This is a genomic window from Streptomyces axinellae (assembly GCF_039532135.1).
Lineage (GTDB): Bacteria > Actinomycetota > Actinomycetes > Streptomycetales > Streptomycetaceae > Streptomyces > Streptomyces axinellae.
Genome location: NZ_BAAARJ010000010.1, coordinates 19,702 through 44,229, shown reverse-complemented (window position 1 = coordinate 44,229; position 24,528 = coordinate 19,702). Strand labels below are relative to the sequence as shown.

Genomic DNA, 24,528 nt, shown 5'->3' with positions numbered 1-24,528 from the left:
CCGGTTCCCTGATCGGCGACCGCAGAAGGCAGTATGGGGGGCGTGACAGCCACCCTTATCGATCAGATGCCGAGCGACGCCGATCCGGATGCGCTCTTCGAGACCTTCTCCAGCTGGGCCGAGGAACGCGGTATCTCGCTGTACCCCGCCCAGGAGGAGGCACTGATCGAGGTGGTCTCGGGGGCGAATGTGATCTTGTCGACCCCGACGGGATCCGGCAAGAGTCTGGTCGCCGCGGGGGCGCACTACACCGCCCTCGCGCAGGACAAGGTCACCTTCTATACCGCGCCCATCAAGGCGCTGGTCTCGGAGAAGTTCTTCGACCTGTGCAAGCTCTTCGGCACCGAGAACGTCGGCATGCTCACGGGCGACGCCTCGGTCAACGCCGATGCGCCCGTCATCTGCTGCACGGCCGAGGTGCTGGCCTCCATCGCGCTGCGCGACGGGGCCGACGCCGACATCGGCCAGGTGGTGATGGACGAGTTCCACTTCTACGCCGAGCCGGACCGCGGCTGGGCCTGGCAGATCCCGCTGCTGGAGCTGCCCCAGGCGCAGTTCGTCCTCATGTCGGCGACGCTGGGCGACGTCAGCCGCTTCGAGGAGGACCTGAAGCGGCGCACAGGAAGGCCGACCACCGTGGTGCGGTCCGCCACCCGGCCGGTGCCGCTCTCGTACGAATACCGTACGACGACGCTGACCGAAACGCTGACCGAGCTTTTGGAGACCCATCAGGCTCCGGTGTACATCGTGCACTTCACCCAGGCGCAGGCGGTCGAGCGAGCGCAGGCCCTCATGAGCATCAATATGTCGACCCGCGCGGAAAAGGACGAAATCGCCAAGGTCATCGGCAACTTCCGCTTCACGACGAAGTTCGGCCGCAACCTGTCGCGCTATGTCAGGCACGGCATCGGCGTGCACCACGCGGGCATGCTGCCCAAATACCGGCGCCTCGTCGAGCGCCTCGCCCAGGCGGGGCTGCTGAAGGTCATCTGCGGCACGGACACACTGGGCGTCGGCGTCAACGTCCCGATCCGCACCGTGTTGTTCACCGCGTTGTCCAAGTACGACGGCAGCCGGGTGCGGACGCTGCGAGCCCGCGAGTTCCATCAGATCGCGGGGCGCGCTGGACGCGCTGGATTCGACACCTCGGGTTTCGTCGTCGCCCAGGCCCCCGAGCACGTGGTGGAGAACGAGAAGGCACTCGCCAAAGCGGGAGACGATCCCAAGAAGCGCCGCAAGGTCGTGCGAAAGAAGGCGCCCGAGGGTTTCGTCAACTGGAGCCTGCAGACGTTCGAGAAACTGATCGCGTCCGAGCCGGAGCCACTGAACTCCCGCTTCCGGGTGACTCACGCGATGTTGCTGTCCGTGATCGCCCGGCCCGGTGATGCCTTTACCCAGATGCGGAAGCTGCTGGAGGACAACCACGAGGACCGCCGCTCGCAGTTGCGCCACATCCGGCGGGCCATCGCCATCTACCGCTCCCTGCTGGACGGCGGCATTGTCGAGCGGCTGGAGGAGCCGGACGCCGAGGGCCGCACCATCCGGCTGACCGTGGATCTCCAGCAGGACTTCGCCCTCAACCAGCCGCTGTCCACCTTCGCGCTGGCCGCCTTCGAGCTGCTGGATCCCGAATCTCCCTCCTACGCGCTGGACATGGTCTCCGTCGTGGAATCCACCCTCGATGATCCGCGTCAGATCCTGGCCGCACAGACGAACAAGGCCAAGGGCGAGGCCGTGGCGCAGATGAAGGCCGACGGGATCGAATACGAGGAGCGGATGGAGCGGCTGATGGACATCAGCCACCCCCAGCCGCTGGAGGAACTGCTCTTCCACGCCTTCGGGTTGTACCGCAAGTCCCATCCGTGGGTCGGGGACCACCCGCTGTCGCCGAAGTCGGTCATCCGCGACATGTACGAACGGGCGATGACCTTCACCGAGTTCGTCTCCTTCTACGATCTCGCTCGTACCGAGGGCATCGTGCTGCGCTATCTGGCCAGTGCCTACAAGGCCCTGGAGCACACCGTCCCGGACGACCTGAAGTCGGAGGACTTCCAGGACATCATCGAGTGGCTCGGCGAGATGGTCCGGCAGGTGGACTCCAGTCTTCTCGACGAGTGGGAGCAGCTGGCCAATCCGGAGGACGAGACGGCCGAGGAGGCCCAGGAGCGCGCCGACCAGGTCAAGCCGGTCACAGCCAACCCGCGTGCCTTCCGCGTTCTGGTACGCAACGCGATGTTCCGCAGGGTGGAGCTGGCCGCTCTCGACAAGGTGGCCGAGCTGGGCGAACTGGACGGCGAGTCGGGCTGGGACGCCGACACCTGGGCCGAGGCGATGGACTCCTACTGGGACGAGTACGACGACCTGGGGACGGGCCCCGACGCCCGCGGGCCGAAGCTGCTGCGGATCGAGGAGGTGCCGGAGGACCGGCTCTGGCGCGTCCGGCAGACTTTCGCGGACCCGCGCGGCGATCATGACTGGGGCATCTCGGCCGAGGTGGACCTTGTCGCCTCGGACGACGAGGGGCGCGCGGTCGTCAAGGTGACCGACGTGGGCCAGCTGTGAGCACGGGCGGGCACGCGGTGAACGCGTCTGAAGCGAGAGAGGACCTGACAACATGACCGGGCCCAGTCCCGCCGAACGCCTCGTAGACCTGCTGAACCTTGAAGAGATCGACCTCAACATCTTCCGCGGCGACAGTCCCCAGGAATCCCTCCAGCGGGTTTTCGGCGGACAGGTCGCGGGGCAGGCCCTCGTGGCGGCGGGCCGTACGGTGGAGGACCGCAGGCCGGTGCACTCGCTCCACGCGTATTTTCTCCGTCCGGGGATCCCGGGTGTTCCGATCGTGTACCAGGTGGAGCGGGTCAGGGACGGCAGGTCTTTCACCACCCGCCGGGTCATCGCCGTCCAGCGTGGCCGGACCATCTTCAATCTGACTGCTTCCTTCCACCATTCCGAACCCGGGTTCGAGCATCAGTTGCCGATGCCACAGGTGCCCGAACCTGAGAGCCTGCCGAGGCTCGCGGACGAGATCCGCGAGCATCTGGGCTCGCTTCCTGTGCCGTTGGAGCGCATGGCCCGTCGTCAAGCCTTCGACCTGCGCTATGTGGAGCGGTTGCGCTGGAGCCCCGCCGAGCTGAAAGGCGTCGAGCCCCGCAGCGCCGTATGGATGCGTGCCATCGGCTCACTCGGTGACGACCCGCTGGTGCACACCTGCGCGCTGACCTATGCGAGCGATATGACACTGCTGGACGCGGTGCGCCTCCCCATCGAGCCGCTTTGGGGACCAAGGGGCTTCGACACGGCCTCGTTGGACCACGCGATGTGGTTCCACCGGCCCTTCCGTGCCGACGAGTGGTTCCTCTATCAGCAGGAATCGCCTATCGCGACGGGCGCGCGCGGCCTGGCGCGGGGGCAGATCTACGACCGGGAGGGCAAGCTGATCGTCTCCGTGATGCAGGAAGGGCTCTTCCGCGCGCACGCCCCCGGCCGCTCCACAGATCCCCGGAGCCAGCCTCAGCAGTAGGGCCGGGCCCTGGGCTGACCTGCTGGTACGCCACTGTCCTCGTCGCCTTCATCTGCCGCTGCGTCACACCCCGTGCTGCCCTCCCGACGCCGGGACCGGTCACCGGGCCGGGCGTACTGTCGGTTTCGCCCTTCGCCCTCGCAGGGACCAGCGTCGCCGCTGCCCGGTTGCCGAGGGCCCCGTCACCGGATGGGGTGTGCCGGGGTCAGGCCGTCCGGCGCCGAGTGCGGACTCGGGCAGCGCGTGGCCCGCGACGACCGGTGCGGGAGCATCCGCGGCTGGGCCGGGCCTTACCCGGGATTTCGTACACGGGTCCGCGGAGCGGGCCTCCTCCAGAGCGGCGTGGAGCGTCAGACGGAACCAGCGGATCTCGTCCTCTTCTTCGGCGAAGCAGACTTCGTCCAGCGCGTCCCTGGTCGCCTCCGACTCGCTGCGCCCCTCTACCAGCGGTGGTCGCAGCGCCGCCAGCCGCGCGCGCTCGGCCGGATCGGGCACGGTCCGCGCCAGCGTGTCGTCATCCAGCACACTGGCCCACGCTGCCGCACGCTCCCACGGGCTGTCCGCCTGGGAGGTGAGCTGCTGGACTCGGCGGCTGCGCCAGCGGCTCGCCCGGTGATCGGCTCCGCTGTCAAGCCCGGCTCGCAACCCCTCGGGGAGGCGCCCCGCCAGCAGTGCCGGGTTCCTCTCCCCGAACTCCCTCAGTTCCTCGGCGAGATAGAGCCAGACGATAGTGCGATAGCGGTTGACGTAGAGCTTCACCGGACCGAAACAACCGGCCCTCGCGAGGCGCACGAACCGGGAGGGGCTGATGCCCAGCAGTGCTGACCCCTCTCCCGTCCCGACAACCCGCAACCGCTCGTGAAGCCTCTGGGGGAAGCCCTTTGTCCCTCGCACGCGGTCGAGTTCCTCCCGCGCCACTCGACGTGGCCTTCCTGGGGCCCCCGGCACAGTACGGAGCTCGCCCGTCTGCACCGCCAGCGCCAGTTCCCTGGGGCGCAGCCCCAACTCTTTGGCCGCCGTGCGCAGCCCCACATTCGGTGTGTCCCCGACGGTGCTTCCGGCACAGTCCTGGGCGAACTCCATTCGCATCTCGTCATCCCCCGCTGTCGTCCAACTGGCTTGTGCAATGACGATAGCGGGCCACCGGCGTCTCTCGCCGAGCCTGTGGATAACTCTGTAGAGCCCAGCTCAGGTGCTGTTTCGCGCGCCCACTCCCAAGTGTTCACCAACGCGGTTGACCAACAGCGTCATCTCGTAGGCGACCTGGCCGATGTCGGCTTCGGCACCAGCGAGCACACACAGGCAGCTCCCGTCCCCCGCCGCCGTTACGAACAGCACGCCTTCATCGAACTCGATCATGGTCTGGCGTACCCGGCCGGCTCTGAAATGCTGGCCTGAACCCTTGGCCAGGCTGTGGAGGCCGGAGGAGACGGCAGCCAGGTGCTCCGCGTCCTCGCGGTCGAGGTCGTGACTGCTCCCCGTGACGAGTCCATCGTTCGAGAGGACCAGCGCGTGCCGGACCGACGAGATCCGCTTCGTGAGGTCGTCCAGCAACCAGTCGAGTCCCGTGTTCAGTGCCACCCGCTGCCCCCTATTCCTCGGCATCTGCCGTGCCACCCTTACCCACGAGAGCACGGTGAGCAACCATTGGAATCCCTGGGCCGGGCCTGGTTACACGCCTGTCGCTTCTGTCACCGTCACGTCGGAAAAGAGACGCGCTTCGCGGTCGTACAGCTTGCCCGGGCGCACGGACGTCCACCTCCTCGGCAGCATCGCGATGGGGCGTGCCGCCGGAGCAAGAGCGACGGTGTCCCGCAGCGATACCGAACACCGTCGAGACACCGTCGATGCCTCCAGGCCGTTGGAAGCAGCCGGCGCCGTAACTCACCGGGAGCACCAAGGGTGCCCCCGGTGCACGAAGTGGCCGATCGCCGGGATGTGCCTCTCCATGCCGACCTCACGAGCATCAACACTCCCTGCGCGTGGGCCGCCAGAACACACGACGACCGCCAGCGAAACCGCTCGGAACAGCTGCCGATCGCGACGGGTCCCCGCGTGTCAATACATGGGTGCCCCGAGTTACCGGACGGCCAGCATCCGGTCCCCCGCGCCGAGAACGGCCCGGGTGGGTGGAGGACGGCGGGGAAGCGGCGAGCCTTGGGGCACGCCTTTCCGAGCCGGGCCGAGGCTGCCCTAGGAGGATGGCTGTCGCCTCAGAACGCGTCCGGCGTAAGCCATTCTGCGTCCATGCGAGTCGGCCAGGCGTCTCATGGTGGGAGACGCCGGCTCGGTAGGGCGCACGACGAGAACATTACGGAAGCAGTCAAAAGTGGACAGGGTGACATACGTCGTCCGGCACCGTGCTTACCTACCTGGACCTCACGGGTGAACACCTCGCAGATGAAGACCTCGCGGACGATGATGGCCGGATGGTGCAGCGGATGGCAGAAGACAGAGCAGCGGTACGGGAATTCTTCACCGAGCGGGCGGCCCGCTGGGAGGCGCGCTTCCCCGACGACGGACCGGCCTACGCGGCGGCGGTCGCGGAGTTGGGCCTGTCACCGGGCGCCTCGGTGCTGGATGCGGGCTGCGGCACGGGGCGAGCGCTGCCCGCGCTGCGCGAAGCCGTCGGATCCGAGGGCACGGTACTGGGTGCCGATCTCACTCCGGCGATGCTGGAAGAGGCCGTGGGTAATGGGCGCGACCGCGACGCCGCCCTCCTCATGGCGGATGTCTCCCAGCTTCCGCTGAGAGACGGGCTGCTGGACGCCGTTTTCGGCGCCGGGCTCATCTCGCACCTGCCGGGTCCGGGCAGCGGACTACGGGAGCTCGCCCGCGTCGTACGCTCCGAGGGACAACTCGCGCTCTTCCACCCGGTGGGCCGGGCCGCCCTCGCGGAGCGCCATGGCCGACAGATCACCCCGGACGATGTACGGGCCGAGCCCGTGCTGCGCCCGCTGCTGGCTGCGGCAGGGTGGCGGCTGGTGTCGTATGTGGACGAGGACGACCGCTATCTCGCGCTCGCTGTGCGGGAGCCGCAGGAGTCGTAGCGCACCGCGGAACGGGTCCGGGAGGCACTTCGACTGGTCCTGGGCCCAACGCTGTCTCCCGCCCGCCGGATTGCGTCCGGCTTCCCGAGTCTGTTGCGGAACCGCTGAGGAAGCTATGGTCACCGGCATCCGATGCGAAGGGAAGATCGTTGCCCGCCGACGAGGAAGACGCGCTCTATGTGCTGACCGCCGTGCTGCTCACCCCGGCGCAGTTTCCCAGTGTGCTGGGCGATGACTATCCGGAGGTCTGCGCCGTGCTGGGCCTGGAGCCCTTCGCCGAGGGATACGGACTTGTCCTGGGGCAGGACGGGGCGGGGGCGCGGTGGACCGTGGTGAGCGAGGATGTGACGCTGGTGGCTTGTGCCATCGCCGCCTGGGACTGCGGGATGGGCTACGACCTGTCCCCCGGTGACGACAGTGTCGTCGCGGTCGTGCCCGGGTGGCCGCTGTCCCTTGCGGTGGCGGCACCGGGCCTACCCGAGCCGCACGATCCCGCGCCCGATGGGGAACAGACCGGGGACTGGACGGTGCTCTGCCCGCCGGACACATCCCGGTGGGGTCCCGCGCAGCGCCGGCTGGGTGCCGACGAGATCGCGCTCCAATGGACGCGGTGGCGGGCACAGGTTCAGGACAGCGTGGAGTTCGTGGAGGCGGGTGAGGAACCCGACAGCGAGGTGCGGCGCGTCCTCGCGGAGGTGCGCGCGTATGTCGAGGCCCCTCCGCCGCCCGGACGGATCCGGTCCGCCTTCGCCTCGGGTGAGGCACGCACACTGCGTGCTGATGGCCCTGGATGGAGCGTCGTCGCGCGCACGGACGACATCGCGTTCGTCCTGCTCGACGAGGCGCCTGGCGAGGTGCGGCCAGTAGGTCGGGGCCGCGAACTGCCTCAGCTGCTCGCGGCCCTCGACGACATCGCGGTACGCCCCGCGGCGTGAGAGTGGTTCTCGCGGCTCCGAGCAGGCAGTCGCCCCGGGCTCAGCGCCCGAGTTCCTTACGGCCCACCCTGCGCAGCCTGCGCCGCTGTGAGGGGTCCAGCGTCAGATAGGCGACTGCCGGCACGCCGACGATCACCAGCAGCGCGATCCAGAACGACGTCAGCCACCACAGCAGCAGCCCCACGGCCACTCCGCCGACGGCGATCTTGCCTCGGTTGGTCATCTCGATCCCTCCTCCCGCGCGGCTGCGGCTGCCGCTCTTCGAACAGCAACTCGCACCACTCATTCCATTGAACGCCATCGGGGCCGGATAGGTTCCCTCCACGTTTCCCGACCTCCCCGCGTGTGAGGTACCCTCGGCCGCTCGCTCCGCTAGTCAAATTTGAGGAATGCTTCAGACTGTGGCAGAGACCCTGGCAACGCCCTCCTGGTCATCGCAGTTCATCCACTGCGCGGCGGTACTCCTCCCCGCGGATCCGCCCCGTAGCTCACGGATCGCCTTCTGGCACCCGGACGGTGTGCCGCCGTTGTCTGCCGTCGCCGAGGAGGAAAGCCGCCGGATGCCCGGCGCCCCCGAAAGACTCCATGCATCCGGGCGCCCGGGTATCCCCGAGGAGCTGACCGTTGTGGTCCCCGATGACGGGGGCACTCCCGATCTCCGCACGGTACCCGCGGTATCACTTTCCGTACACGAGGCTCTTCCCCTGCTCACCCGGGCACACGCGGCCGGTCACGGCGGTGTCCGCGGCCCCGGCAGCAGCGGCGCCTTCTGGGGTGCTCTGGCCTTGCACGCGCTGCGGCTCGCCGCCCTGGGAAGGCTGTTGCCCGGCCTGAGCCCGTCGGGCCACGACGCCTGGCGCTTCGGGCCGCTCGGTGCCGAGGATCACTCCGTGCTGGCGGAGTTCGCCGCCGCGATGCCGCCCTATGCGCACGCTGTGCCCCTGCCCGGCCCCGGTCCACTGCGGATGCCCTCCCCCGGGCCGCTGGTACGCGCGTTCCTGGATGCCGTGGCCGACGGTCTGCCGCGCACCCCCGCCGCGGCACTGGCCGCGGGCAACCCGGCGTTCACCGACGAGCAGCCGCGGAAGATCTCGGAACTGAGGGAGTGGGCCGCCGATGTGGCCGCCGGGATCGACGCGGGCGTACGGCTCTCGCTCCGTGTCGAGGTCAGCGGACTGCCCTCGGCGGAAACGATCCCGGAGGAGGGAAGGGAAACAAGCGGAGCGCCGGAGGCGGAGCGAGAAGCGGATGCTCCGGTCCGATTCCGTGGCGTACTGCAACTGCACTCGGCGGCGGACAGCACCTTGGTCGCCGATGCGGCCGAGGTCTGGGCGGGTACGTCGCACACCGCCGAACGCTTCGGACCGGGGGTGCGCACGGAGACGCTGCTGACCTTGCGCAGGGCGGCGGCGGCCTGGGAGGCGCTCGCCCCGCTGCTGTCAGCCGCTGTGCCCGATGCCATCGAGCTGGCCGAAGAGGAGATCGCCGAACTGCTGAGCGGCTCGGTCACCCGGGCCCTGGCGGCAGCAGGAGTGCGGGTCCACTGGCCACGCGAGTTCGCCCGCTCTCTGAGCTCCCGTGCCGTGGTCGGTCCTGGCAGCATTCAGACGGGGGATGGAGCAGCGTCCCTCGACGGTCGGGCCGAGGGCCCAGGGCTGCCCTCCCTGCTCTCGCCCGACGCACTCCTGAGTTTCGATTGGCGGTTCGCGGTCGGCGACCAGGAGATCTCCCGCCAGGAGCTGGAGCAGTTGGCCGAAGCGGGCCGTCCGCTGGTCCGGCTGCGCGACCAGTGGGTGCTCATCGACCCCGAGGAGGTCCGCAAGGCCGGCCGCCGTAAGGACCACAAGGTCCGCGCACTGGACGCGCTCGGGGCCGCCCTCACCGGCGCCACCGAGCAGGACGGTGAACGAGTCGAGATCCGGGCCACCGGATGGCTGGAGACGCTGCGCGAGCGTCTCGCCGACCCGGAGCGCCGCGACGAGCCCCCGCTGCCGCCCCCACCACAGCTGAGAGCAACGCTGCGGGACTACCAGCTGCGGGGCCTGGACTGGCTGCACCGGATGACCTCACTCGGCCTCGGCGCCTGTCTCGCCGACGACATGGGACTCGGCAAGACCATCACGCTGATCGCCCTGCACCTGCGCCGCCAGGCCACCCCGGCCACAGCCGGACCGACCCTGGTGGTGTGCCCCGCCTCCCTCATGGGCAACTGGCAGCGCGAGATCCAACGGTTCGCACCGGATACTCCCGTACGCCGGTACCACGGGGCGGCGCGCGGCCTGGAGGAGCTGCGCGGCGGCGAATTCGTACTGACCACATACGGGACGATGCGGCTGGATTCCGAGCGCCTGGCGAGCCCGGTCGACGGCTCCTGGGGCATGGTCGTCGCCGATGAGGCGCAGCACGTCAAGAACCCCTTCGCCGCGACGGCCAAGGCACTGCGTACGCTGCCCGCACGCGCCAGGGTCGCGCTGACCGGCACACCCGTGGAGAACAATCTCTCCGAGCTGTGGTCGGCCCTGGACTGGACGACACCCGGCCTCCTGGGCCGGCTCGGCTCCTTCCGCAGGCGCTACGCCGACGCAGCCGAAGGCGGCGACCCCGCTGCCGCCGAACAACTGGCCCGGCTCGTGGCGCCGTTCCTGCTGCGCCGTCTCAAGACCGACCCGGGCATCGCGCCCGAACTGCCGGCGAAGACCGAGACCGACCGCGCCGTCGCGCTGACACCCGAACAGGCCGGGCTCTATGAGGCGGTGGTGCGCGAGAGCCTCGCCGAGCTGAGCGGAACCGACGGCTTCGCCCGGCGTGGCCTGGTGGTCAAGCTGCTCACCTCGCTCAAGCAGATCTGCAACCATCCGGCGCAATACCTCAAGGAGGAGAACGGACGGCTGCCGGACCGCTCGGGCAAGCTGGAACTCCTGGACGAGTTGCTCGACACGATGCTCACCGAAGACTCCGGTGTGCTCGTATTCACTCAATACGTGCAGATGGCCCGCCTGCTGGAGCGGCACTTGGCGGACCGGGGCGTGCCGACGCAGTGCCTGCACGGCGGGACGCCTGTCGCCCGGCGTGAGGAGATGGTGCGCCGGTTCCAGGAGGGCGCGGTCCCTGTCTTCCTGCTCTCGCTGAAGGCGGCCGGGACGGGGCTCAACCTGACCCGGGCCGCTCATGTCGTCCATTACGACCGCTGGTGGAACCCCGCCGTCGAGGCCCAGGCGACCGACCGTGCGTACCGCATCGGCCAGACCCGGCCCGTGCAGGTCCACCGGCTCGTCACGGAGGGGACGATCGAGGACCGTATCGCCGCGATGTTGCGGCGCAAACAAGCCCTCGCGGATGCCGTGCTGGGCTCGGGCGAGGGCGCGCTGACCGAGTTGTCCGACGCGGAACTGGCCGAACTGGTGGAGCTGCGGAAGGTGGAGCGGTGAGCGACGAGGACCGGATGCTCGCGGAAAATGACGACGACCGGATGCCCGGAACGCGCCATGCCGAGTACGGCGAGTACGAGGAATACGGCGGTCAGGAGGAACACGGCGAATCCGACAGAGAATTCGGCGAGGAGGGCAGCGGGCACTCCGGGCTTCCGGGGCACGCGGGAGAGGGCGGCCTGACGGCCCGAGAGAAGGTGTTCGCGCCCCTGCCACCTGCCCAGGGCCGCGGCTTCGCGCGCACCTGGTGGGGCCAGACGTGGCTCAAGGCACTTGAGGACACCGCACTGGACGGCGCACAGCTCAAACGGGGCCGAAAGTTCGCGCGGCAGGGAGCGGTCGGCGCCGTCGCCGTTCGCCCCGGCCGTATCACCGCCGTCGTCCTGGGGGCGGACCGCACGCCGTACCGCGCCGATGTGCTGCTGCGCGAGCTGGAAGAGGAGGAGTGGGACCGGATGCTGGACCTGATCGTGGACGAGGCGGGCCATATCGCGGCCCTGCTCGACCGCGACATGCCACCACGGCTGGTGGAGGACGCGGCCGGGGCCGGGCTCGAACTGCTCCCCGGTATCGGCGATCTGGATCCCGAGTGTGCGTGCGAAGCCTGGGACCACTGCCCGCACACGGCCGCCCTGAGCTATCAGATGGCGCGGCTGTTGGACGAGGATCCCTTCGCGCTGCTGCTGATGCGCGGCAGAGGCGAGCGCGAGCTGCTGGACGCCCTTCAAGAGCGCAGCGCCGCACGCGCGGTACCTGATCCCCACGGCTCGTCCCCCGCCCCGGACGGCGCCGAAGAGGTGGCAGGAGTGGACGCCGCCGAGGCGTTCGCCATGGAAACGTTGCTGCCTCCCCTGCCCGGCCCTCCGGCGCCGGTCCGGGAGCCGGGTGAGGTCGCCGCATTGGACGTCGGCGCGTCCGACGCGCCGGGGCTGGACATCGACGCGCTCACGTTCCTCGCCTCGGATGCCGCGGCACGAGCCCGCCGCGCCCTCATCGATGCGGAATCCCCCGGACACGCCTCCCGGCCCGCGCCGGGCCCGCTGACGCTCTGGGAGGACGCGGTGCGGCTGGCCTCCGGACATCCGGGGCACGTCATGAAAGCACGGCTGGCACAGGGGTGCGGGCGCAGCGAGCGCGAGCTGGAGGCAGCGGTGCGCGCATGGGAGTTCGGGGGCCGGGACGCGCTGGTCGTACTCGATGGCACGTGGTCGCCTTCGTCGGCTGATCTGGCGCGTGCCACGGCCCAGTTGGACGCCGCGTGGGCGGATGGCGAGGAGCGTCCACGGCTGCGTGCGGCGGGCCCCCGCTGGACGGCCCCGGGGGCGCGGGCGCAACTGCGCTACGGCCCGGACGGCCTGTGGTGGCCCTTCCGCAAGCAGGGACGCTCCTGGTGGCCCGCCGGCGCCCCGGAGCGCGACCCGGCGGCCTCCTGGGCTGTCGCGTCGGCGGAGGACGACGCAGACGAGGGGCCGGCCGAAGCGCACTGAAGGGCACGCCTGCCATCCGGGGGTCGCGAGACTTCCGACTGGGGCCTGAACACACGTGTGCCGTCGCTTCATGCACGTGTGCCGTCGCTTCCCGGCGGGGGGCGACGGCACACTGTGCGCTCGAATGTCCGCTCAGGTCAGGCGAGTCCGTTCAGCACCGGAAGGTAGCCGCCGGACTGTCCCGCAGCGGTGGGGTGGTAGGACTCGTCCACCGGCAGGGTGACGCTGTGCAGCCACTCGTCGCCGCTGCAGATCTCGTGTCCGCTGAAGGTGGGCCGCACGTCGCCGAAGCTGTAGCCGTGGTCGGCCGCGCGCTTGGCGGTGACGTCGTTGAGCGCGTCGGAGGCCGAGTTGATGGCTTCCCGCGACTTCTCACTGATGCCGCCGCTGCAGTCGCCACCGAGCTTGTAGATGTGGGGGTATCCGAGCACGACGACCTTCGCCGAGGGAGCTTTGCTCCGGATGGCGTCGTAGACGGAATCGAGCTTGCCCGGGAGGGTGTTCGAGATGTAGTCCTCGGCCTGCTGAACGCGGGTCAGGCAGGCGCTCTCGCCCTGGAGTACACAGGTGGTCATCGCGTCGGCGAAGCCTGCGTCGTTGCCGCCGATGCTGATGCTGACGAGCCCGGTCGAACCGTTGAGGGGGCCGAGCTGGCCGGAGAGCACGTCGCCGGTGCGCGCGCCGGAGCAGGCCGTGAAGTCGAAGGTGGAGGGCGAGTTGGCGGCGCTCCAGAGCTTGGGGTACGCGTTCGCGCTCCGTTTGCAGTCGCCGGAGTCGTAGTCTCCGGCGCCCACGCCGGAGGAGTAGGAGTCGCCCAGAGCCACATAGCCGGTGGCGGTGGTCTCCTCCGCGACGGCTGAAGTGGCTGCCGTCAGGGTCGAGAGTCCGAGGAAGACGACGACGGCGGTGGCCGTTGACGCCCATCTGCGCAGCTTCATGGAACCTCTCATGGATGGCATGGAAAGGAACACCTGTCACATCGGTCACCGCAACTTACCCCGCCGGGGACGTGTCCATGCCAAACAAAGGGAGCGCAACTACTCGCGTAAACCACCGCGTTGGCACCGGTAAGCCCAGTGGGGGACGTGCCGAAGAGGATCTTCCGCAACCATAAGATCCCTACACACGCGGTCCCCCGGACGAACCGCTCCACTTGTTGCCCCTCAACGGCGCACAGGAGCGCGGCGCACCGCCGCCGACCGCGCCTCCACGAACGCGGGGCCACAAACACAGCACCGGATCGCTGACCGGTGACGCCGGGCCCCGTTCCCGGCACCGCCCCGTGAACCCGCCGCCCACGCCAGGTCCACGAAGTGAGCTGCGGCCCGCGAGAGGTCACACCAATGGTTTGTACAGCTTCTTGCCCTCGCCTGCCGTCAGGCTGCATGTGACCGAACTGATGCCGGAATTGACGCTCTTGGCCTTGGGATACGAGACGAGCGTGCCTCCGACGGCGCCTCTCGGCTGCATGGCCGCCTTGTTCTTCAGCGAGCTGCGGCAGACCGAGCCGGCCTGCCGGCGCACGGCGCTGTCCGTTGCGTAATCGCCGGTGATCTTCTTACGGCTGACAACCTCCGCGTCGTGCGGGGTGTCGCACTCGCGCGGCTCGACCGAGCCCGCCTTGCCGGAGCGGTCGTAGCAGTCACCGACCTGGAGCATGAAGGAGGGCAGCGAAGCGCCCCCAGCACCTTCGCCGGACTCCTGGGAAGGCAGCCCGTCCCCCGGATCCGGGGCGGGAAAGTCGGTGGCCGCGCCGTCATCCGCCGGTTCGTCGGAAGACTCCTTGCCCGGACCGTCCGCCGTCGTGCTCGACGCGGGCGGACCGCCCTTGCCGGAGGTCTTGTCCTTCCCGTCCTCCGCTCCGGTCAAGAAGACCACGCTCGCCGTGATCAGCGCGAGAGCGGCCACCGCGGCAGCGACCACCGCAGCGATCAGCTTCCTCCGCCGCAGCCCCTGCGGAGGCACCTGCGGGGGCCGGCTGTCGGGCGCGGGCGGGCCGAATCCGCCCGCGCCGAACCCACCCGAGCCGGGCGGTCCGAACCCCGGCGGCTGCGCGGGAGGCGGCGGAGTGCCCGACGGGGGCCGACCCGGTGGCGGCGGCATCGTCATGTTCGCCCCCCTGTCATGTCATTCTCGCGCTCCGCAGTTGGGCTCGCCGCTCATGCATGGCACGGTGCCGGATGGTGGGAGAGAAGCAGCAGGAACTGACGCAACCGAGGAGAAGTATGAGCACACCCGACCAGGGCGGCACGCATCAGACTACCTCCGCTCCGCCCGTTCCCTACTACGCCGATGTCTCCCCCGGCACCGGCTGTCTGCCACCGCGTGCCTGGATACCCCGTTCCGACGCACCACGTCTGGAACTCACAGGGACAGCCTGGAAGTTCCGACTATCCCCCACCGCGGGCGGACACGGGGAGGACTTCGCGCGTCCGGACTTCGACGACACCGGATGGGCCGGTCTTCCCGTGCCCTCCCACTGGGTCCTGCACGGGCATGGATCGCCCGCGTACACCAACACGCGCTATCCGTTCCCGGTCGACCCGCCGCATCCGCCGGACGAGAACCCCACGGGGGACCACCGGTACGCATTCGGTCTGCCGGATGCCTGGCCCCTGGAGGCCGGTGGGGCAGGAGGCGAGGGTGAGGCCCTGCTGCGCTTCGAGGGCGTGGAGTCCTGCGCGCGGGTATGGCTCAACGGCCGGGAACTCGGCACCTTTCAAGGCTCGCGGCTGCCCCATGAGTTCGCCGTGGGCTCCCTGCTGCGGCGCGAGGGCAACGTCCTGGCAGTCCGCGTCCACCAGTGGTCGGCCGGCAGCTACCTGGAGGACCAGGACATGTGGTGGCTGCCCGGGATCTTCCGCGAGGTCACCCTGCTACACCGGCCGCCCGGCTCCGTCGTGGACCACACCGTGCATGCCGGATACGACCACACGACGGGCCGCGGCACCCTCCGCGTCGAATCCGACCCACCCGGCCGGGTCCTCGTGCCCGGACTGGGCCTCGACCTGGCCACCGGTCAGGAGGCAGTCCTTCCGGTGGAGCCCTGGACCGCCGAGACACCACACCTGTACGAGGCCGAACTCGTGACCGGGGGCGAGCGGATACCGCTGCATCTCGGGTTCCGTACCGTGACGGTCGAGAACGGCCTCTTCAGGGTCAACGGGCGCAGGGTGCTGCTCCGTGGTGTCAACCGGCACGAGTTCCACCCCGAGACCGGCAGGACGCTGGACACCGGCACCATGCGCCGCGACCTGGAGCTGATGAAGCGGCACAACATCAACGCCGTGAGGACGAGCCACTATCCGCCCCATCCCGCCTTCCTCGACCTGTGCGACGAGCTGGGCGTGTGGGTGGTGGACGAGTGCGACCTGGAGACCCACGGTTTTCTCGCACTGGATGGTGCGAGAAATCCCGTGGACGACGAACGGTGGACTCCTGCCCTCGTGGACCGTGCGGCCCGGATGGTCGAACGGGACAAGAACCATCCGTCGGTGGTCATCTGGTCGCTCGGCAACGAGTGCGGCGGGGGTTCCGGGCTGACGGCCATGGCGCACTGGATCCGCGAGCGCGACCCTTCACGGCCCCTGCACTACGAGAACGACCACGGGTATCCGGACAGCGATTTCTACTCCCGCATGTACCTGCCCCATGACCAGGTCGAGTCCATCGGCCGGCGGGGCGAGCCGTCGATGGGGAGCCCTGCGCAGGACGAGCGGCGCCGTTCCCTGCCGTTCATCCTGTGCGAGTACGCCCACGCCATGGGCAACGGCCCCGGAGGGCTGAGCGAATACCAGCGGCTGTTCGAGACCTATGACCGCTGCCAGGGCGGTTTCGTGTGGGAGTGGATCGACCACGGGATCTCGCGGCGTACCGAGGACGGCCGGTCGTTCTTCGCCTACGGGGGCGACTTCGGCGAGGAGTTGCACGACGGGAACTTCGTCTGCGACGGCCTGCTCTTCCCCGACCGCACCCCCTCCCCCGGCCTGACGGAGTACAAGAAGGTCATCGAGCCGGTCCGGATCTCCCCCGGAACGGCCCCGGGCACCGTGCTGGTCACCAACGGCCACGACTTCGCCGACCTGTCCCACCTCGCCTTCGAGTGGTCCTACGAGAGCGGCGGGGAGCAGGTGAGCGGCGGCATGCTGCCTCTGCCCGAGACATCCGTGCCGCCAGGAGGCTCCGTCGAACTGCCCCTGCCCTCACCCCCCGAGACCGGCAGGGCGGGCGAGGCGTGGTGGACGGTGCGGGCGGTGCTCGCGGGCGACACCGCGTGGGCGGGCAGGGGGCATCCGGTCGCCTGGGGCCAACTGCCCGCCCCAGAGCCCGAGTGCGCTCCGGCCGGGGCGCTCCCCTCGGCCCCCGCGACGCCCCGCCGTGTGGAAGCCTCCCGAGCTCCCCAGGCGGCGGTGGACAGCGGGCAGGTCATCCGGCTCGGCCCCGGACTCTTCTCCGCGGCCGACGGCACTCTGCTGAGCTTCGGCACACTCCCATTGCGAGGGCCGAAGCTGGATGTGTGGCGGGCGACGACCGACAACGACGACGGGGCGCCCTTTCAGCCCGATGTCCGGACGGGCCCGCTGTGGCGCCGCCACGGGCTGCACCGGATGCGGCACAGGGCCGACGGTGTCCGGATCGCCGGGGACGCCCTCACGGTCCGCTCACGAGTCGCCCCGGCCGCCTCGGCGCTCGGCTTGCGCACGCACTACCGGTGGACCGGCGACGCGGAACGGTTGCGGCTCACCGTAACGGTCGAGCCGGAGGGCGTCTGGGACTTCCCGCTGCCCCGTCTGGGTCTGCGCCTGGGCCTGCCCGCCGCGTACGGATATGCCACCTGGTTCGGCGGCGGCCCCGGGGAGTCCTACCCCGACACGACGTGCGCCGCGCGGGCCGGGCTGTGGCGGAGCACCGTGGACGCGCTCCAGACGCCCTATGTGCGTCCGCAAGAAAACGGTGCCCGTGCGGATGTGCGGTGGGTCGAGCTGACGCAGGGCCCGGGCGGGCCGGGACTGCGCGCCGAGGCCGATGCCGAGCGCTGCTGGTTCACCGCGCGGCGCTGGACGAGCGAGCAACTGGATGCGGCGGAGCACACCACGGACCTGGTGCCGGGCGACACCGTCTGGGTCAATCTCGACCACGGCATGCACGGCATCGGCTCGCAGTCCTGCGGTCCGGGTGTGCTGCCGGAATATCGACTCAAGGCGACAGGGGCGCGGTTCTCCTTCACCTTCCTCGCCGTTCCCCCGGCCGGGAAAGGATGAAGCATCCGGAGGCGAAAGCGCCGGTGGTGGGGTGAAGGACAGTATCCGGTGGCGGCCGTGACAGGGGGGCGGGCCGGAGCAATTCCGGCCCGCCCGTGCTCACTTGACGCCGACGCCGCCGTAGCCCATGTGGTGGGTGAGTTCCTCACCCGCGGGCACCGGGCCGTCCGGCCGCCACAGGGGCAGCTGGACGAGACCGGGCTCCAGTAGTTCGAAGCCTTTGAAGAAGCGGCGGATCTCGTCCCCCGAACGCCACTGGGCGCTGGCGGTCGACTCCTCGTTGTAGACCTTGGCCACTTGGTCGAAGCCCTTGTGGCTGTTGAAGTCGTCGGTGGCGTGGCTCAGGATGAGGTGGCTTCCGGCGGGGAGCCGCTCGGTCAGGGTCCTGACAATGCCCTCCGCGTCCTCGGCGTCGGTGACGAAGTGCAGGACGGCCAAGAACATCAACGCGACAGGCTCGTCGAAGTCGATCAGGTTGTGGATGACCGGATTGTCGAGGATCGACTGGGGGTCACGGATGTCGCCCAGCACCATGCCGGCGTTTCCGGAGTTGGTGAGCTTGGCCGCGGCGTAGGTGGCGACGATCGGGTCGTTGTCCACGTACGCGACGCGGACGTCGGGGTGTACCTCCCTGGCCACCTCGTGGGTGTTGGGCGAGGTGGGGATGCCGGTGCCGATGTCGATGATCTGGCGTACCCCGGCGGCTACGGCGGTCCGCACAGCCCGGTGCATGAAGTCGCGGTTGCTGCGCGCTGTGATCCCGATATCGGGCAGTGCGCTGAGCACGCGTCGGGCCGCGTCCCGGTCCGCTTCGTAGTTGTCCCGTCCGCCCAGGTAGTAGTCGTACATCCGGGCGGGATGCGGGGTGGTGGTGTCAATCTGCTCCGGGGTGAAGCCGGCCTCCGACACGCTCTTCTCCGTCTCGTTCGTTTCATCGCCGCCCATTCGTCCGAGGAGCGGACGCCCAGGCGTCTGGTGGGGGGTGGGGTGGTTCCGGTTCGTGCGGGTGCGGCGCCGGCGCCGGTCCGCGGACGTGCTGTTCCGCAGCGGGCTCGGATCAGGCGACCAGGAAGTCGGCCTTGCCTGCCTTCGCGGCTTGTATGAAGAGCGAGATGTCGCTGTGGCTCCAGATGAGGGCCGGTCCGTCCGGGTCGGTGGACTGGCGCAGCGCGACCCGCCCGTCGGCGAGCTTGAGGGCTTCGACGCAGCTGCCGCCGTTGCCTCCGCTCCAGGGCTTGCGCCAGCCTTCGGCGCCCAGCTGCTTGGCGGGCATTCCGCTGTAGATACGGCCCATGGTTCAAAACTCCTTGCGCAATGCACTGAGGACCGCCCTGGTCCGTGCCACCGGCACGGCCTGGGCGCTCATCCGGTCCAGCGCTTCCAAGAACGTGGAGACGTCGTCGCGCTGGTCGAGGTAGACCGCGCCCACCAGGCTCTCGGAGCAGACGACGTCCGGAAGTTCGTCGATCGGGAACCGGAAGAGGTGGAAGGGGCCGTACATCGCCGGATGCGGACCGGCGCTGAACGGCATGACCTGCAGCGCGACGTTCGTGCGCTCGGTGACCTGGAGGAGGTGGTCGATCTGCTCCCGCATCACCTCCGTGCCGCCGATCTGGCGGCGCAGGACGGTCTCGTCCACCACGGCCCACAGCAGGGGAGGATCCTCGTCCCTCGTGAGGACCGACTGCCTCTCCATGCGCAGCGCGACGCCCCGTTTGATCTCTCCCTCGGGAGCGTGGGGCATCCCGGCGCGCAGCACCGCTCGCGCGTAGCTCTCGGTCTGGAGCAGTCCGGGCACATAGTGCGGCTCATACGCGCGGATGACCTGCGATTCGCTCTCCAGGCTCACGAAAACGCTGAACCACTCGGGCAGCACGTCACGGTAGCGGTGCCACCAGCCGGGCTGGTTCGCCTCGCGGGCGAGTGCGATGAACGCTTCCAGCTCGTCCGGCTCTTCCACCCCGTAGGTGCGCAACAGCTTCTCGACATACGGGACTTTGAGGCCGACCTCGGCCTTCTCCATCCGACGGATGGTCGCGTGGGTGACGTCGAGGGCCCGGCCGGCCTGCTCGTAGGTCACACCCGCGCTCTCACGCAGGTGCTGCAGCCTCTTGCCCAGCACCATGCGCAAAACGGTGGGAGCCCCACCGCCCGTCCGCGAGTCCACCACTGTCGCTCCCCTCCAACTGACGTTATGCAGGGGAAGTTTGGCATGACAGCATCCACATGCACACCCTGTCACACGCGCTTCTGCAATTCACAGATTGATCCTTGCCTTACGCGAGTGGCGAACCGCATAGTGGACTCGTGGCTGCCCCCCATGACGCCCTGCCTTTAGACCACCGGCTCGACGGTGCACCGACGACCCGTCCCCTACGGGACGCCTTTCACCTTCCCGCCAGAGATACCTCTGTGGCTGCGGCACGTTCACGTGTGCTGGAGCGATTGCGCGAATGGTGCGTGGACGACGAGTCGAGCGCCGATGCCCAGTTGCTGATGTCCGAGCTGTTCACCAACGCCGTGCGGCACACCGACAGCGAGAAGATCACCTGCGAGCTGTGGGTCATCGGCGTGCGGCTGCGACTTGAGGTGGCCGACGAGGGCTGCGGGTCCGACCGGATACGCGCCGAGTGCGTGGAGAACACTCCGCTTGGCGACAGCGAAGGCGAAAGCGGACGCGGACTGCTGCTGGTGAGCGTGCTGGCAGATGACTGGGGCATACGCCCGGCCCGCACCGACGGCCCCGAAGGAATCACGGGCCATGCGGTGTGGGCCGAGCTGGAATGCCATCGGACGCCCCGCTGACATCACCCTTCGCCGATGGCAGGATGCACGGCACTTACCAGCCTCATCGGGCTGTCTTGCCGACCTGTCACCTCCTGGAGGCGCCGTGTCCGCACGATCCGCACGCAAGCGCAAGCACGCCACACCACTGGCCGCGGCGCTCGCAGCCGCTCTCCTGGTGTCCCTCACGGCCTGTTCCAGCACCAAGACCTCCGGTGGGGACGGCGGCGAGGTGGAGCTGGTCACCTCGGGCAAGCTCAAGACCTGCACCCATCTGCCCTACACGCCTTTCCAGTTCAGACAGGGAAAGAAGATCGTCGGCTTCGACGTCGATCTGGTGGATCTGGTCGCCAAGGACCTCGATGTCACCCAGGAGATCGTGGACACGCCCTTCGAGGGCATCCAGTCGGGCGAGGACCTCAACGCGGGCAAGTGCGATCTGGCCGCGGCGGGAATGACCATCACCCCCGTCCGCGCCAAGAACCTCGACTTCTCCGCCCCCTACTGCGACGCCACCCAGGCCCTGCTCGTCAAGAAGGGCAGGAGCGTGACCTCTCTCAAGGACCTCGAGGGGGAGAAGCTGGGCGTCCAGCAGTCCACCACGGGTGAGGAGTACGCGAGGAAGCACGCCAAAGACGTGACAGCCGTCCAGTTCGAGGATCTGGGCCTGTTGCTGACCGCGGTGAAGACCGGGCAGGTACGGGCCGGCATCAACGACAACGGCGTGCTCTACGACTACGCGAAGAAGAACCCGGACACCGAGGTCACGCAGGAGTTCGACACGGGCGAGCGCTACGGCATCGGCGTCCGGCGGGGCAATGACGCGCTGCGCAAACAGATCGACAGGACCATCAAGAAGGCCAAGGCGGACGGCCGTTACGACACGCTCTACAAGAAGTGGTTCGGTACGGAGCCGAAGAAGTGACGCGACGCAACCGCACCCGACTCATCCGCACCGCGCAGTACGGGGTACTCGGCGCCGCCGTCCTCGTGTTCGCGCTGGCCGCCGACTGGGGCGAGCTGCGCCGCGCCTTCTTCGACCTGGATGTCGCCAAGGAGCAGTTCCCCGAGGTCATCACCACGGCCTTGGTCAACACCGTCGTCTACACCGTCCTGGGCTTCGGCTTCGGGCTCGGGCTGGGCCTGCTGCTGGCCCTCATGCGGCTCTCGGAGGTCCCGCCGTACCGGTGGCTGGCCGTCGCCTACATCGAGTTCTTCCGGGGCGTCCCGGCGCTGCTGGTGTTCATCGCGCTCGGCTTCGGCGTCCCGCTGGCCTTCCAGGTGTCCATCAATCAGTACGTCACGGTGATGCTCGCCCTGGGTCTTGTGGGCGCCGCGTACATGGCGGAGACGATTCGCGCGGGGATCCTCGCAGTGCCCAAGGGCCAGACAGAGGCGGCACGTTCACTGGGGATGTCGCAGCCGCGTGCGATGGTTTCCATCATCATCCCGCAGGCGTTCCGCATCGTTTTGCCGCCGCTGGCCAACGAGCTGATCCTGCTCACGAAAGACTCGTCCCTTGTCTACCTGCTCGGCCTGTCCATGGATCAGTACGAGTTGGCCAAGTTCGGCCGGGACGCGCTCAACCAGCACCGCAGTCTCACCCCGGTCCTGATCGCCGGCCTGTTCTACCTGGCCATCACGCTGCCCTTGGGCCACCTGGTGCGGCGCCTGGAGTCCCGTACCGCGAGAGCGAGGTGAGCACTATGGCAACGGACGGCGGTGAAACCTCGCCGGTCGCCGGGGATGCGGACGACCGGGCGCACGCTGCCCGCACTGTGGCCATCGAGGTGGCGGCACTGCGCAAGTCCTTCGGGGAACTGGCGGTGCTCAAAGGCATCGACTTGACGGTGCGCGCCGGGGAGGTGGTCTGCGTGATCGGGCCCTCCGGCTCGGGGAAATCGACGCTGCTGCGCTGCGTGAACCTCCTGGAAGAGCCCACCTCGGGAACCGTGCGGGTAGCGGGCACCGAGGTCACCGGCCCTGATGTCGATCTCGACCAGGTGCGGCGCCGCATCGGCATGGTCTTCCAGGCATTCAACCTGTTCCCGCATCTGACCGTGCTGGGCAACCTGACGATTGCTCAGCGGCGGGTACTGCGCCGCGGCAAGGAGGAGGCCGAGGATGTCGCCCGGAGCAATCTGCGCCGTGTGGGGCTGACCGAGAAGGAGGGCAGCTATCCGGCGCCGCTGTCGGGAGGCCAGCAGCAGCGGGTGGCCATCGCACGGGCGCTGTCCATGGGGCCGGAGCTGATGCTGTTCGACGAGCCGACGTCGGCGCTCGACCCGGAGTTGGTCGGCGACGTGCTGGCGGTGATGCGCCGGCTGGCGGATGAGGGGATGACGATGCTGGTCGTCACCCATGAGATGAGCTTCGCGCGGGAGGTCGCCGACCGGGTGGTCTTCATGGACGACGGGGTGATCGTGGAGGAAGGCCCGCCCCGGCAGTTGATAGGCGAGCCGCGCCTGGCCCGGACGCGTGCCTTCCTGTCGCGGGTGCTGGATCCCGCGGCGGCCGAGGTGCTGGAGCAGGGCCGGGAATAGTGGGACCGGCCGGCTGCGCGAGGCGGGGCGGCGGATGTCAGGGCCCGAGGCAGCTGGTCCGTGCCCCGGGGCGGCTGTCAGACCCCTCGTCTACATTCGGGCCCTGATCGGATCGATGTGTCGTATCGGTACCTCTCGATGGCCGGTGCGGAACGAAAGGCGACGACGATGGCTGACAGGGCTCCCACCGCAGAGGCACCCGGACGCGCCCCGGAGGGCGGATCCGCCCCGGTCGGCGGATCCACGCCGGACGAACTGCTGGAGCAGGCCAGGCCGTACCGCAACGAACTGCTGGCGCACTGCTATCGGATGCTCGGCTCGGTGCACGACGCCGAGGACCTCGTGCAGGACACCTATCTGCGGGCCTGGCGGGCCGGCGACAGGTTCGAGGGCAGGTCCTCGCTGCGCACCTGGCTCTACCGCATCGCGACCAACGCCTGCCTCACCGCCCTCGAACAGCGGGGCCGGCGCCCCATGCCCTCGGGGCTCGGCGCCCCCAGCGACGACCCGGAGCGCCCCGTGACGGAAGCTCCCGAGGTGTCCTGGCTGGAGCCGATACCGGACACGATGTTCACGGGTGAGAGCCCCTCCGACCCGGCGTCCGTCGTGGTCTCCCGCTCGTCCATGCGGCTCGCGCTCGTTGCCGCCCTCCAGCACCTGCCCACCCGCCAGCGTGTGGTCCTGCTGCTACGGGACGTCCTCAAGTGGCGGGCCGCCGAGGTCGCCGAACTGCTGGGGACGAGTACGGCGAGTGTGAACAGCGCCCTCCAGCGTGCGCGTACCCAGCTCGAACAGGTTGCCCCCGTCGAGGATGAACTTGCGGAGCCCACGGACGCGGCGTCCAGAGAGCTGCTGGACAGATATGCCACCGCGTTCGAGAAGTCGGATGTCAGCGCCATCATCGGCTTGTTCAAGGAGGACGCCGTCTGGGAAATGCCTCCGTTCGAGCAGTGGTTCCGCGGCCGGGAGAACATCGTGCGCCTCATCGCGGCTCAGTGCCCGATCGGCGCCGACGAGGGCCTTATGCTGCCCACTTCGGCCAACGGCCAGCCCGCTTTCGGGCTCTACAGCCTCCATGCGGACGGCATCTACCGCCCGTTCCACATTCAGGTGCTCACCCTGCACGAGGGACAGGTCTCTCATGTGGGCGCGTTCTTCGGCGAAAGGCTGTTTGAGAAGTTCGGGCTGCCCTCCCTGGTGCGCGCCGAGGACGCGAAGGCCGGCAGACCCGGCTGAGCGCCGTATCGGCTGCGGGACCGAGGACATGCGCTCCTTCCCGAAGGTCCGGCGCGTGCCCTGAGCCGGGGCACGCGCCGGACCGGACCTGGGGCGGGGCAGAGACGCCGGAGGTCCGGGTTCAGCACTCGCGCAGCACGCACGCATTCCCCCGACGCGACCACCGCACCCTGACCGAACGCGTCACGCCATGAGCGGAGGCACCGACCGGAACCAGGCACGGTGTGCCGCCGCGACGAGACGCTTCACGCGGTGGCCGGGCAACTCACGCCGCGTCACAC

At 69.2% G+C, this 24,528-nt stretch carries 20 protein-coding genes; 12 read left to right on the top strand and 8 right to left on the bottom strand.

Translation table 11 applies throughout. The features are described 5' to 3' along the window. Window positions 1-33 precede the first annotated feature (33 nt). A complete protein-coding gene (locus tag ABD339_RS16540; protein WP_344566764.1) occupies window positions 34-2,562 on the top strand; it encodes a DEAD/DEAH box helicase in 2,529 nt (842 codons plus the stop codon). 52 nt (window positions 2,563-2,614) lie between these two features. Then, a complete protein-coding gene (tesB, locus tag ABD339_RS16535; protein WP_344566762.1) occupies window positions 2,615-3,523 on the top strand; it encodes an acyl-CoA thioesterase II in 909 nt (302 codons plus the stop codon). A 99-nt stretch (window positions 3,524-3,622) separates the two neighbouring features. On the opposite strand, the gene ABD339_RS16530 is transcribed toward tesB, so the two are convergent. Together ABD339_RS16530 and ABD339_RS16525 are read right to left on the bottom strand one after the other, a co-directional pair. Continuing rightward, window positions 3,623-4,612: a DUF6397 family protein gene (locus tag ABD339_RS16530; RefSeq protein ID WP_344566760.1), complete on the bottom strand. Its 990-nt coding sequence runs from the start codon at window positions 4,610-4,612 to the stop codon at window positions 3,623-3,625. A gap of 99 nt (window positions 4,613-4,711) precedes the next feature. Then, window positions 4,712-5,104, bottom strand: a complete 393-nt coding sequence (locus ABD339_RS16525) for a roadblock/LC7 domain-containing protein (protein ID WP_344566759.1) — start codon at window positions 5,102-5,104, stop codon at window positions 4,712-4,714. Window positions 5,105-5,964: 860 nt separating this feature from the next. Here ABD339_RS16525 and ABD339_RS16520 point away from each other — a divergent pair. Both ABD339_RS16520 and ABD339_RS16515 read left to right on the top strand, forming a co-directional pair. Further along, window positions 5,965-6,573, top strand: coding sequence for a class I SAM-dependent methyltransferase (locus ABD339_RS16520; protein ID WP_344566758.1), 609 nt, complete (start codon window positions 5,965-5,967; stop codon window positions 6,571-6,573). 149 nt (window positions 6,574-6,722) lie between these two features. After that, window positions 6,723-7,508: a hypothetical protein gene (locus tag ABD339_RS16515; RefSeq protein WP_344566756.1), complete on the top strand. Its 786-nt coding sequence runs from the start codon at window positions 6,723-6,725 to the stop codon at window positions 7,506-7,508. Between the two features lie 40 nt (window positions 7,509-7,548). Here ABD339_RS16515 and ABD339_RS16510 read toward each other — a convergent pair whose 3' ends face one another. Further along, on the bottom strand, window positions 7,549-7,731 hold the full coding sequence (locus tag ABD339_RS16510; RefSeq protein ID WP_326686033.1) for a hypothetical protein: 183 nt from the start codon (window positions 7,729-7,731) through the stop codon (window positions 7,549-7,551). 166 nt (window positions 7,732-7,897) lie between these two features. On the opposite strand from ABD339_RS16510, the gene ABD339_RS16505 reads away from it, so the two are divergent. Together ABD339_RS16505 and ABD339_RS16500 are read left to right on the top strand one after the other, a co-directional pair. Further along, window positions 7,898-10,936 (top strand): DEAD/DEAH box helicase, encoded by a 3,039-nt coding sequence (locus ABD339_RS16505; protein WP_344566751.1) that lies wholly within the window; start codon window positions 7,898-7,900, stop codon window positions 10,934-10,936. After that, window positions 10,933-12,423 carry an SWIM zinc finger family protein gene (locus ABD339_RS16500; RefSeq protein WP_344566749.1) on the top strand — a complete coding sequence of 497 codons (1,491 nt, stop codon included), beginning with the start codon at window positions 10,933-10,935 and terminating at the stop codon, window positions 12,421-12,423. Before ABD339_RS16505 ends, ABD339_RS16500 begins: the two co-directional genes overlap by 4 nt. Before the next feature lie 137 nt (window positions 12,424-12,560). Here the strand turns inward: ABD339_RS16500 and ABD339_RS16495 are convergent, their stop codons facing one another. Both ABD339_RS16495 and ABD339_RS16490 read right to left on the bottom strand, forming a co-directional pair. Then, window positions 12,561-13,361, bottom strand: a complete 801-nt coding sequence (locus ABD339_RS16495; RefSeq protein ID WP_344566747.1) for an SGNH/GDSL hydrolase family protein — start codon at window positions 13,359-13,361, stop codon at window positions 12,561-12,563. A gap of 397 nt (window positions 13,362-13,758) precedes the next feature. Next, window positions 13,759-14,346, bottom strand: coding sequence for a hypothetical protein (locus ABD339_RS16490; protein WP_344566745.1), 588 nt, complete (start codon window positions 14,344-14,346; stop codon window positions 13,759-13,761). Between the two features lie 302 nt (window positions 14,347-14,648). Between ABD339_RS16490 and ABD339_RS16485 the strand changes: the two genes are divergently transcribed. Further along, window positions 14,649-17,684, top strand: a complete 3,036-nt coding sequence (locus ABD339_RS16485) for a glycoside hydrolase family 2 TIM barrel-domain containing protein (protein ID WP_344566743.1) — start codon at window positions 14,649-14,651, stop codon at window positions 17,682-17,684. Between the two features lie 99 nt (window positions 17,685-17,783). Here ABD339_RS16485 and ABD339_RS16480 read toward each other — a convergent pair whose 3' ends face one another. The 3 genes from ABD339_RS16480 to ABD339_RS16470 all read right to left on the bottom strand — a co-directional run bounded on the left by ABD339_RS16480 (window position 17,784) and on the right by ABD339_RS16470 (window position 19,809). Then, window positions 17,784-18,629: an SAM-dependent methyltransferase gene (locus ABD339_RS16480; protein WP_344566741.1), complete on the bottom strand. Its 846-nt coding sequence runs from the start codon at window positions 18,627-18,629 to the stop codon at window positions 17,784-17,786. Between the two features lie 112 nt (window positions 18,630-18,741). Continuing rightward, on the bottom strand, window positions 18,742-18,978 hold the full coding sequence (locus ABD339_RS16475) for a DUF397 domain-containing protein (RefSeq protein WP_344566739.1): 237 nt from the start codon (window positions 18,976-18,978) through the stop codon (window positions 18,742-18,744). Window positions 18,979-18,981: 3 nt separating this feature from the next. Beyond that, window positions 18,982-19,809, bottom strand: coding sequence for a helix-turn-helix domain-containing protein (locus ABD339_RS16470; RefSeq protein WP_425576011.1), 828 nt, complete (start codon window positions 19,807-19,809; stop codon window positions 18,982-18,984). 203 nt (window positions 19,810-20,012) lie between these two features. On the opposite strand from ABD339_RS16470, the gene ABD339_RS16465 reads away from it, so the two are divergent. From ABD339_RS16465 to ABD339_RS16445, 5 genes are all read left to right on the top strand, one after another. After that, a complete protein-coding gene (locus ABD339_RS16465; protein WP_425576016.1) occupies window positions 20,013-20,489 on the top strand; it encodes an ATP-binding protein in 477 nt (158 codons plus the stop codon). A gap of 85 nt (window positions 20,490-20,574) precedes the next feature. Further along, window positions 20,575-21,393, top strand: coding sequence for a transporter substrate-binding domain-containing protein (locus tag ABD339_RS16460; protein ID WP_344566735.1), 819 nt, complete (start codon window positions 20,575-20,577; stop codon window positions 21,391-21,393). After that, window positions 21,390-22,169: an amino acid ABC transporter permease gene (locus ABD339_RS16455; protein ID WP_344566733.1), complete on the top strand. Its 780-nt coding sequence runs from the start codon at window positions 21,390-21,392 to the stop codon at window positions 22,167-22,169. Before ABD339_RS16460 ends, ABD339_RS16455 begins: the two co-directional genes overlap by 4 nt. Window positions 22,170-22,174: 5 nt before the next feature. Further along, on the top strand, window positions 22,175-23,011 hold the full coding sequence (locus ABD339_RS16450) for an amino acid ABC transporter ATP-binding protein (RefSeq protein WP_344566731.1): 837 nt from the start codon (window positions 22,175-22,177) through the stop codon (window positions 23,009-23,011). 168 nt (window positions 23,012-23,179) lie between these two features. Next, entirely contained in the window at window positions 23,180-24,247 is a 1,068-nt protein-coding gene (locus ABD339_RS16445; protein ID WP_344566729.1) for a sigma-70 family RNA polymerase sigma factor, read from the top strand. The last annotated feature ends 281 nt before the right edge of the window (window positions 24,248-24,528 follow it).

Excerpts from the sequence above, each read along its gene's own strand:
- ABD339_RS16505 (WP_344566751.1), top strand. The coding sequence starts at position 7,898 with ATGCTTCAGACTGTGGCAGAGACCCTGGCAACGCCCTCCTGGTCATCG.
- ABD339_RS16445 (WP_344566729.1), top strand. The coding sequence starts at position 23,180 with ATGGCTGACAGGGCTCCCACCGCAGAGGCACCCGGACGCGCCCCGGAG.
- ABD339_RS16470 (WP_425576011.1), bottom strand. The coding sequence starts at position 19,809 with ATGGTGCTGGGCAAGAGGCTGCAGCACCTGCGTGAGAGCGCGGGTGTG.
- ABD339_RS16510 (WP_326686033.1), bottom strand. The coding sequence starts at position 7,731 with ATGACCAACCGAGGCAAGATCGCCGTCGGCGGAGTGGCCGTGGGGCTG.
- ABD339_RS16475 (WP_344566739.1), bottom strand. The coding sequence starts at position 18,978 with ATGGGCCGTATCTACAGCGGAATGCCCGCCAAGCAGCTGGGCGCCGAA.
- ABD339_RS16495 (WP_344566747.1), bottom strand. The coding sequence starts at position 13,361 with ATGAAGCTGCGCAGATGGGCGTCAACGGCCACCGCCGTCGTCGTCTTC.
- ABD339_RS16520 (WP_344566758.1), top strand. The coding sequence starts at position 5,965 with ATGGCAGAAGACAGAGCAGCGGTACGGGAATTCTTCACCGAGCGGGCG.
- tesB (WP_344566762.1), top strand. The coding sequence starts at position 2,615 with ATGACCGGGCCCAGTCCCGCCGAACGCCTCGTAGACCTGCTGAACCTT.
- ABD339_RS16450 (WP_344566731.1), top strand. The coding sequence starts at position 22,175 with ATGGCAACGGACGGCGGTGAAACCTCGCCGGTCGCCGGGGATGCGGAC.
- ABD339_RS16485 (WP_344566743.1), top strand. The coding sequence starts at position 14,649 with ATGAGCACACCCGACCAGGGCGGCACGCATCAGACTACCTCCGCTCCG.
- ABD339_RS16480 (WP_344566741.1), bottom strand. The coding sequence starts at position 18,629 with ATGGGCGGCGATGAAACGAACGAGACGGAGAAGAGCGTGTCGGAGGCC.
- ABD339_RS16530 (WP_344566760.1), bottom strand. The coding sequence starts at position 4,612 with ATGCGAATGGAGTTCGCCCAGGACTGTGCCGGAAGCACCGTCGGGGAC.
- ABD339_RS16540 (WP_344566764.1), top strand. The coding sequence starts at position 34 with ATGGGGGGCGTGACAGCCACCCTTATCGATCAGATGCCGAGCGACGCC.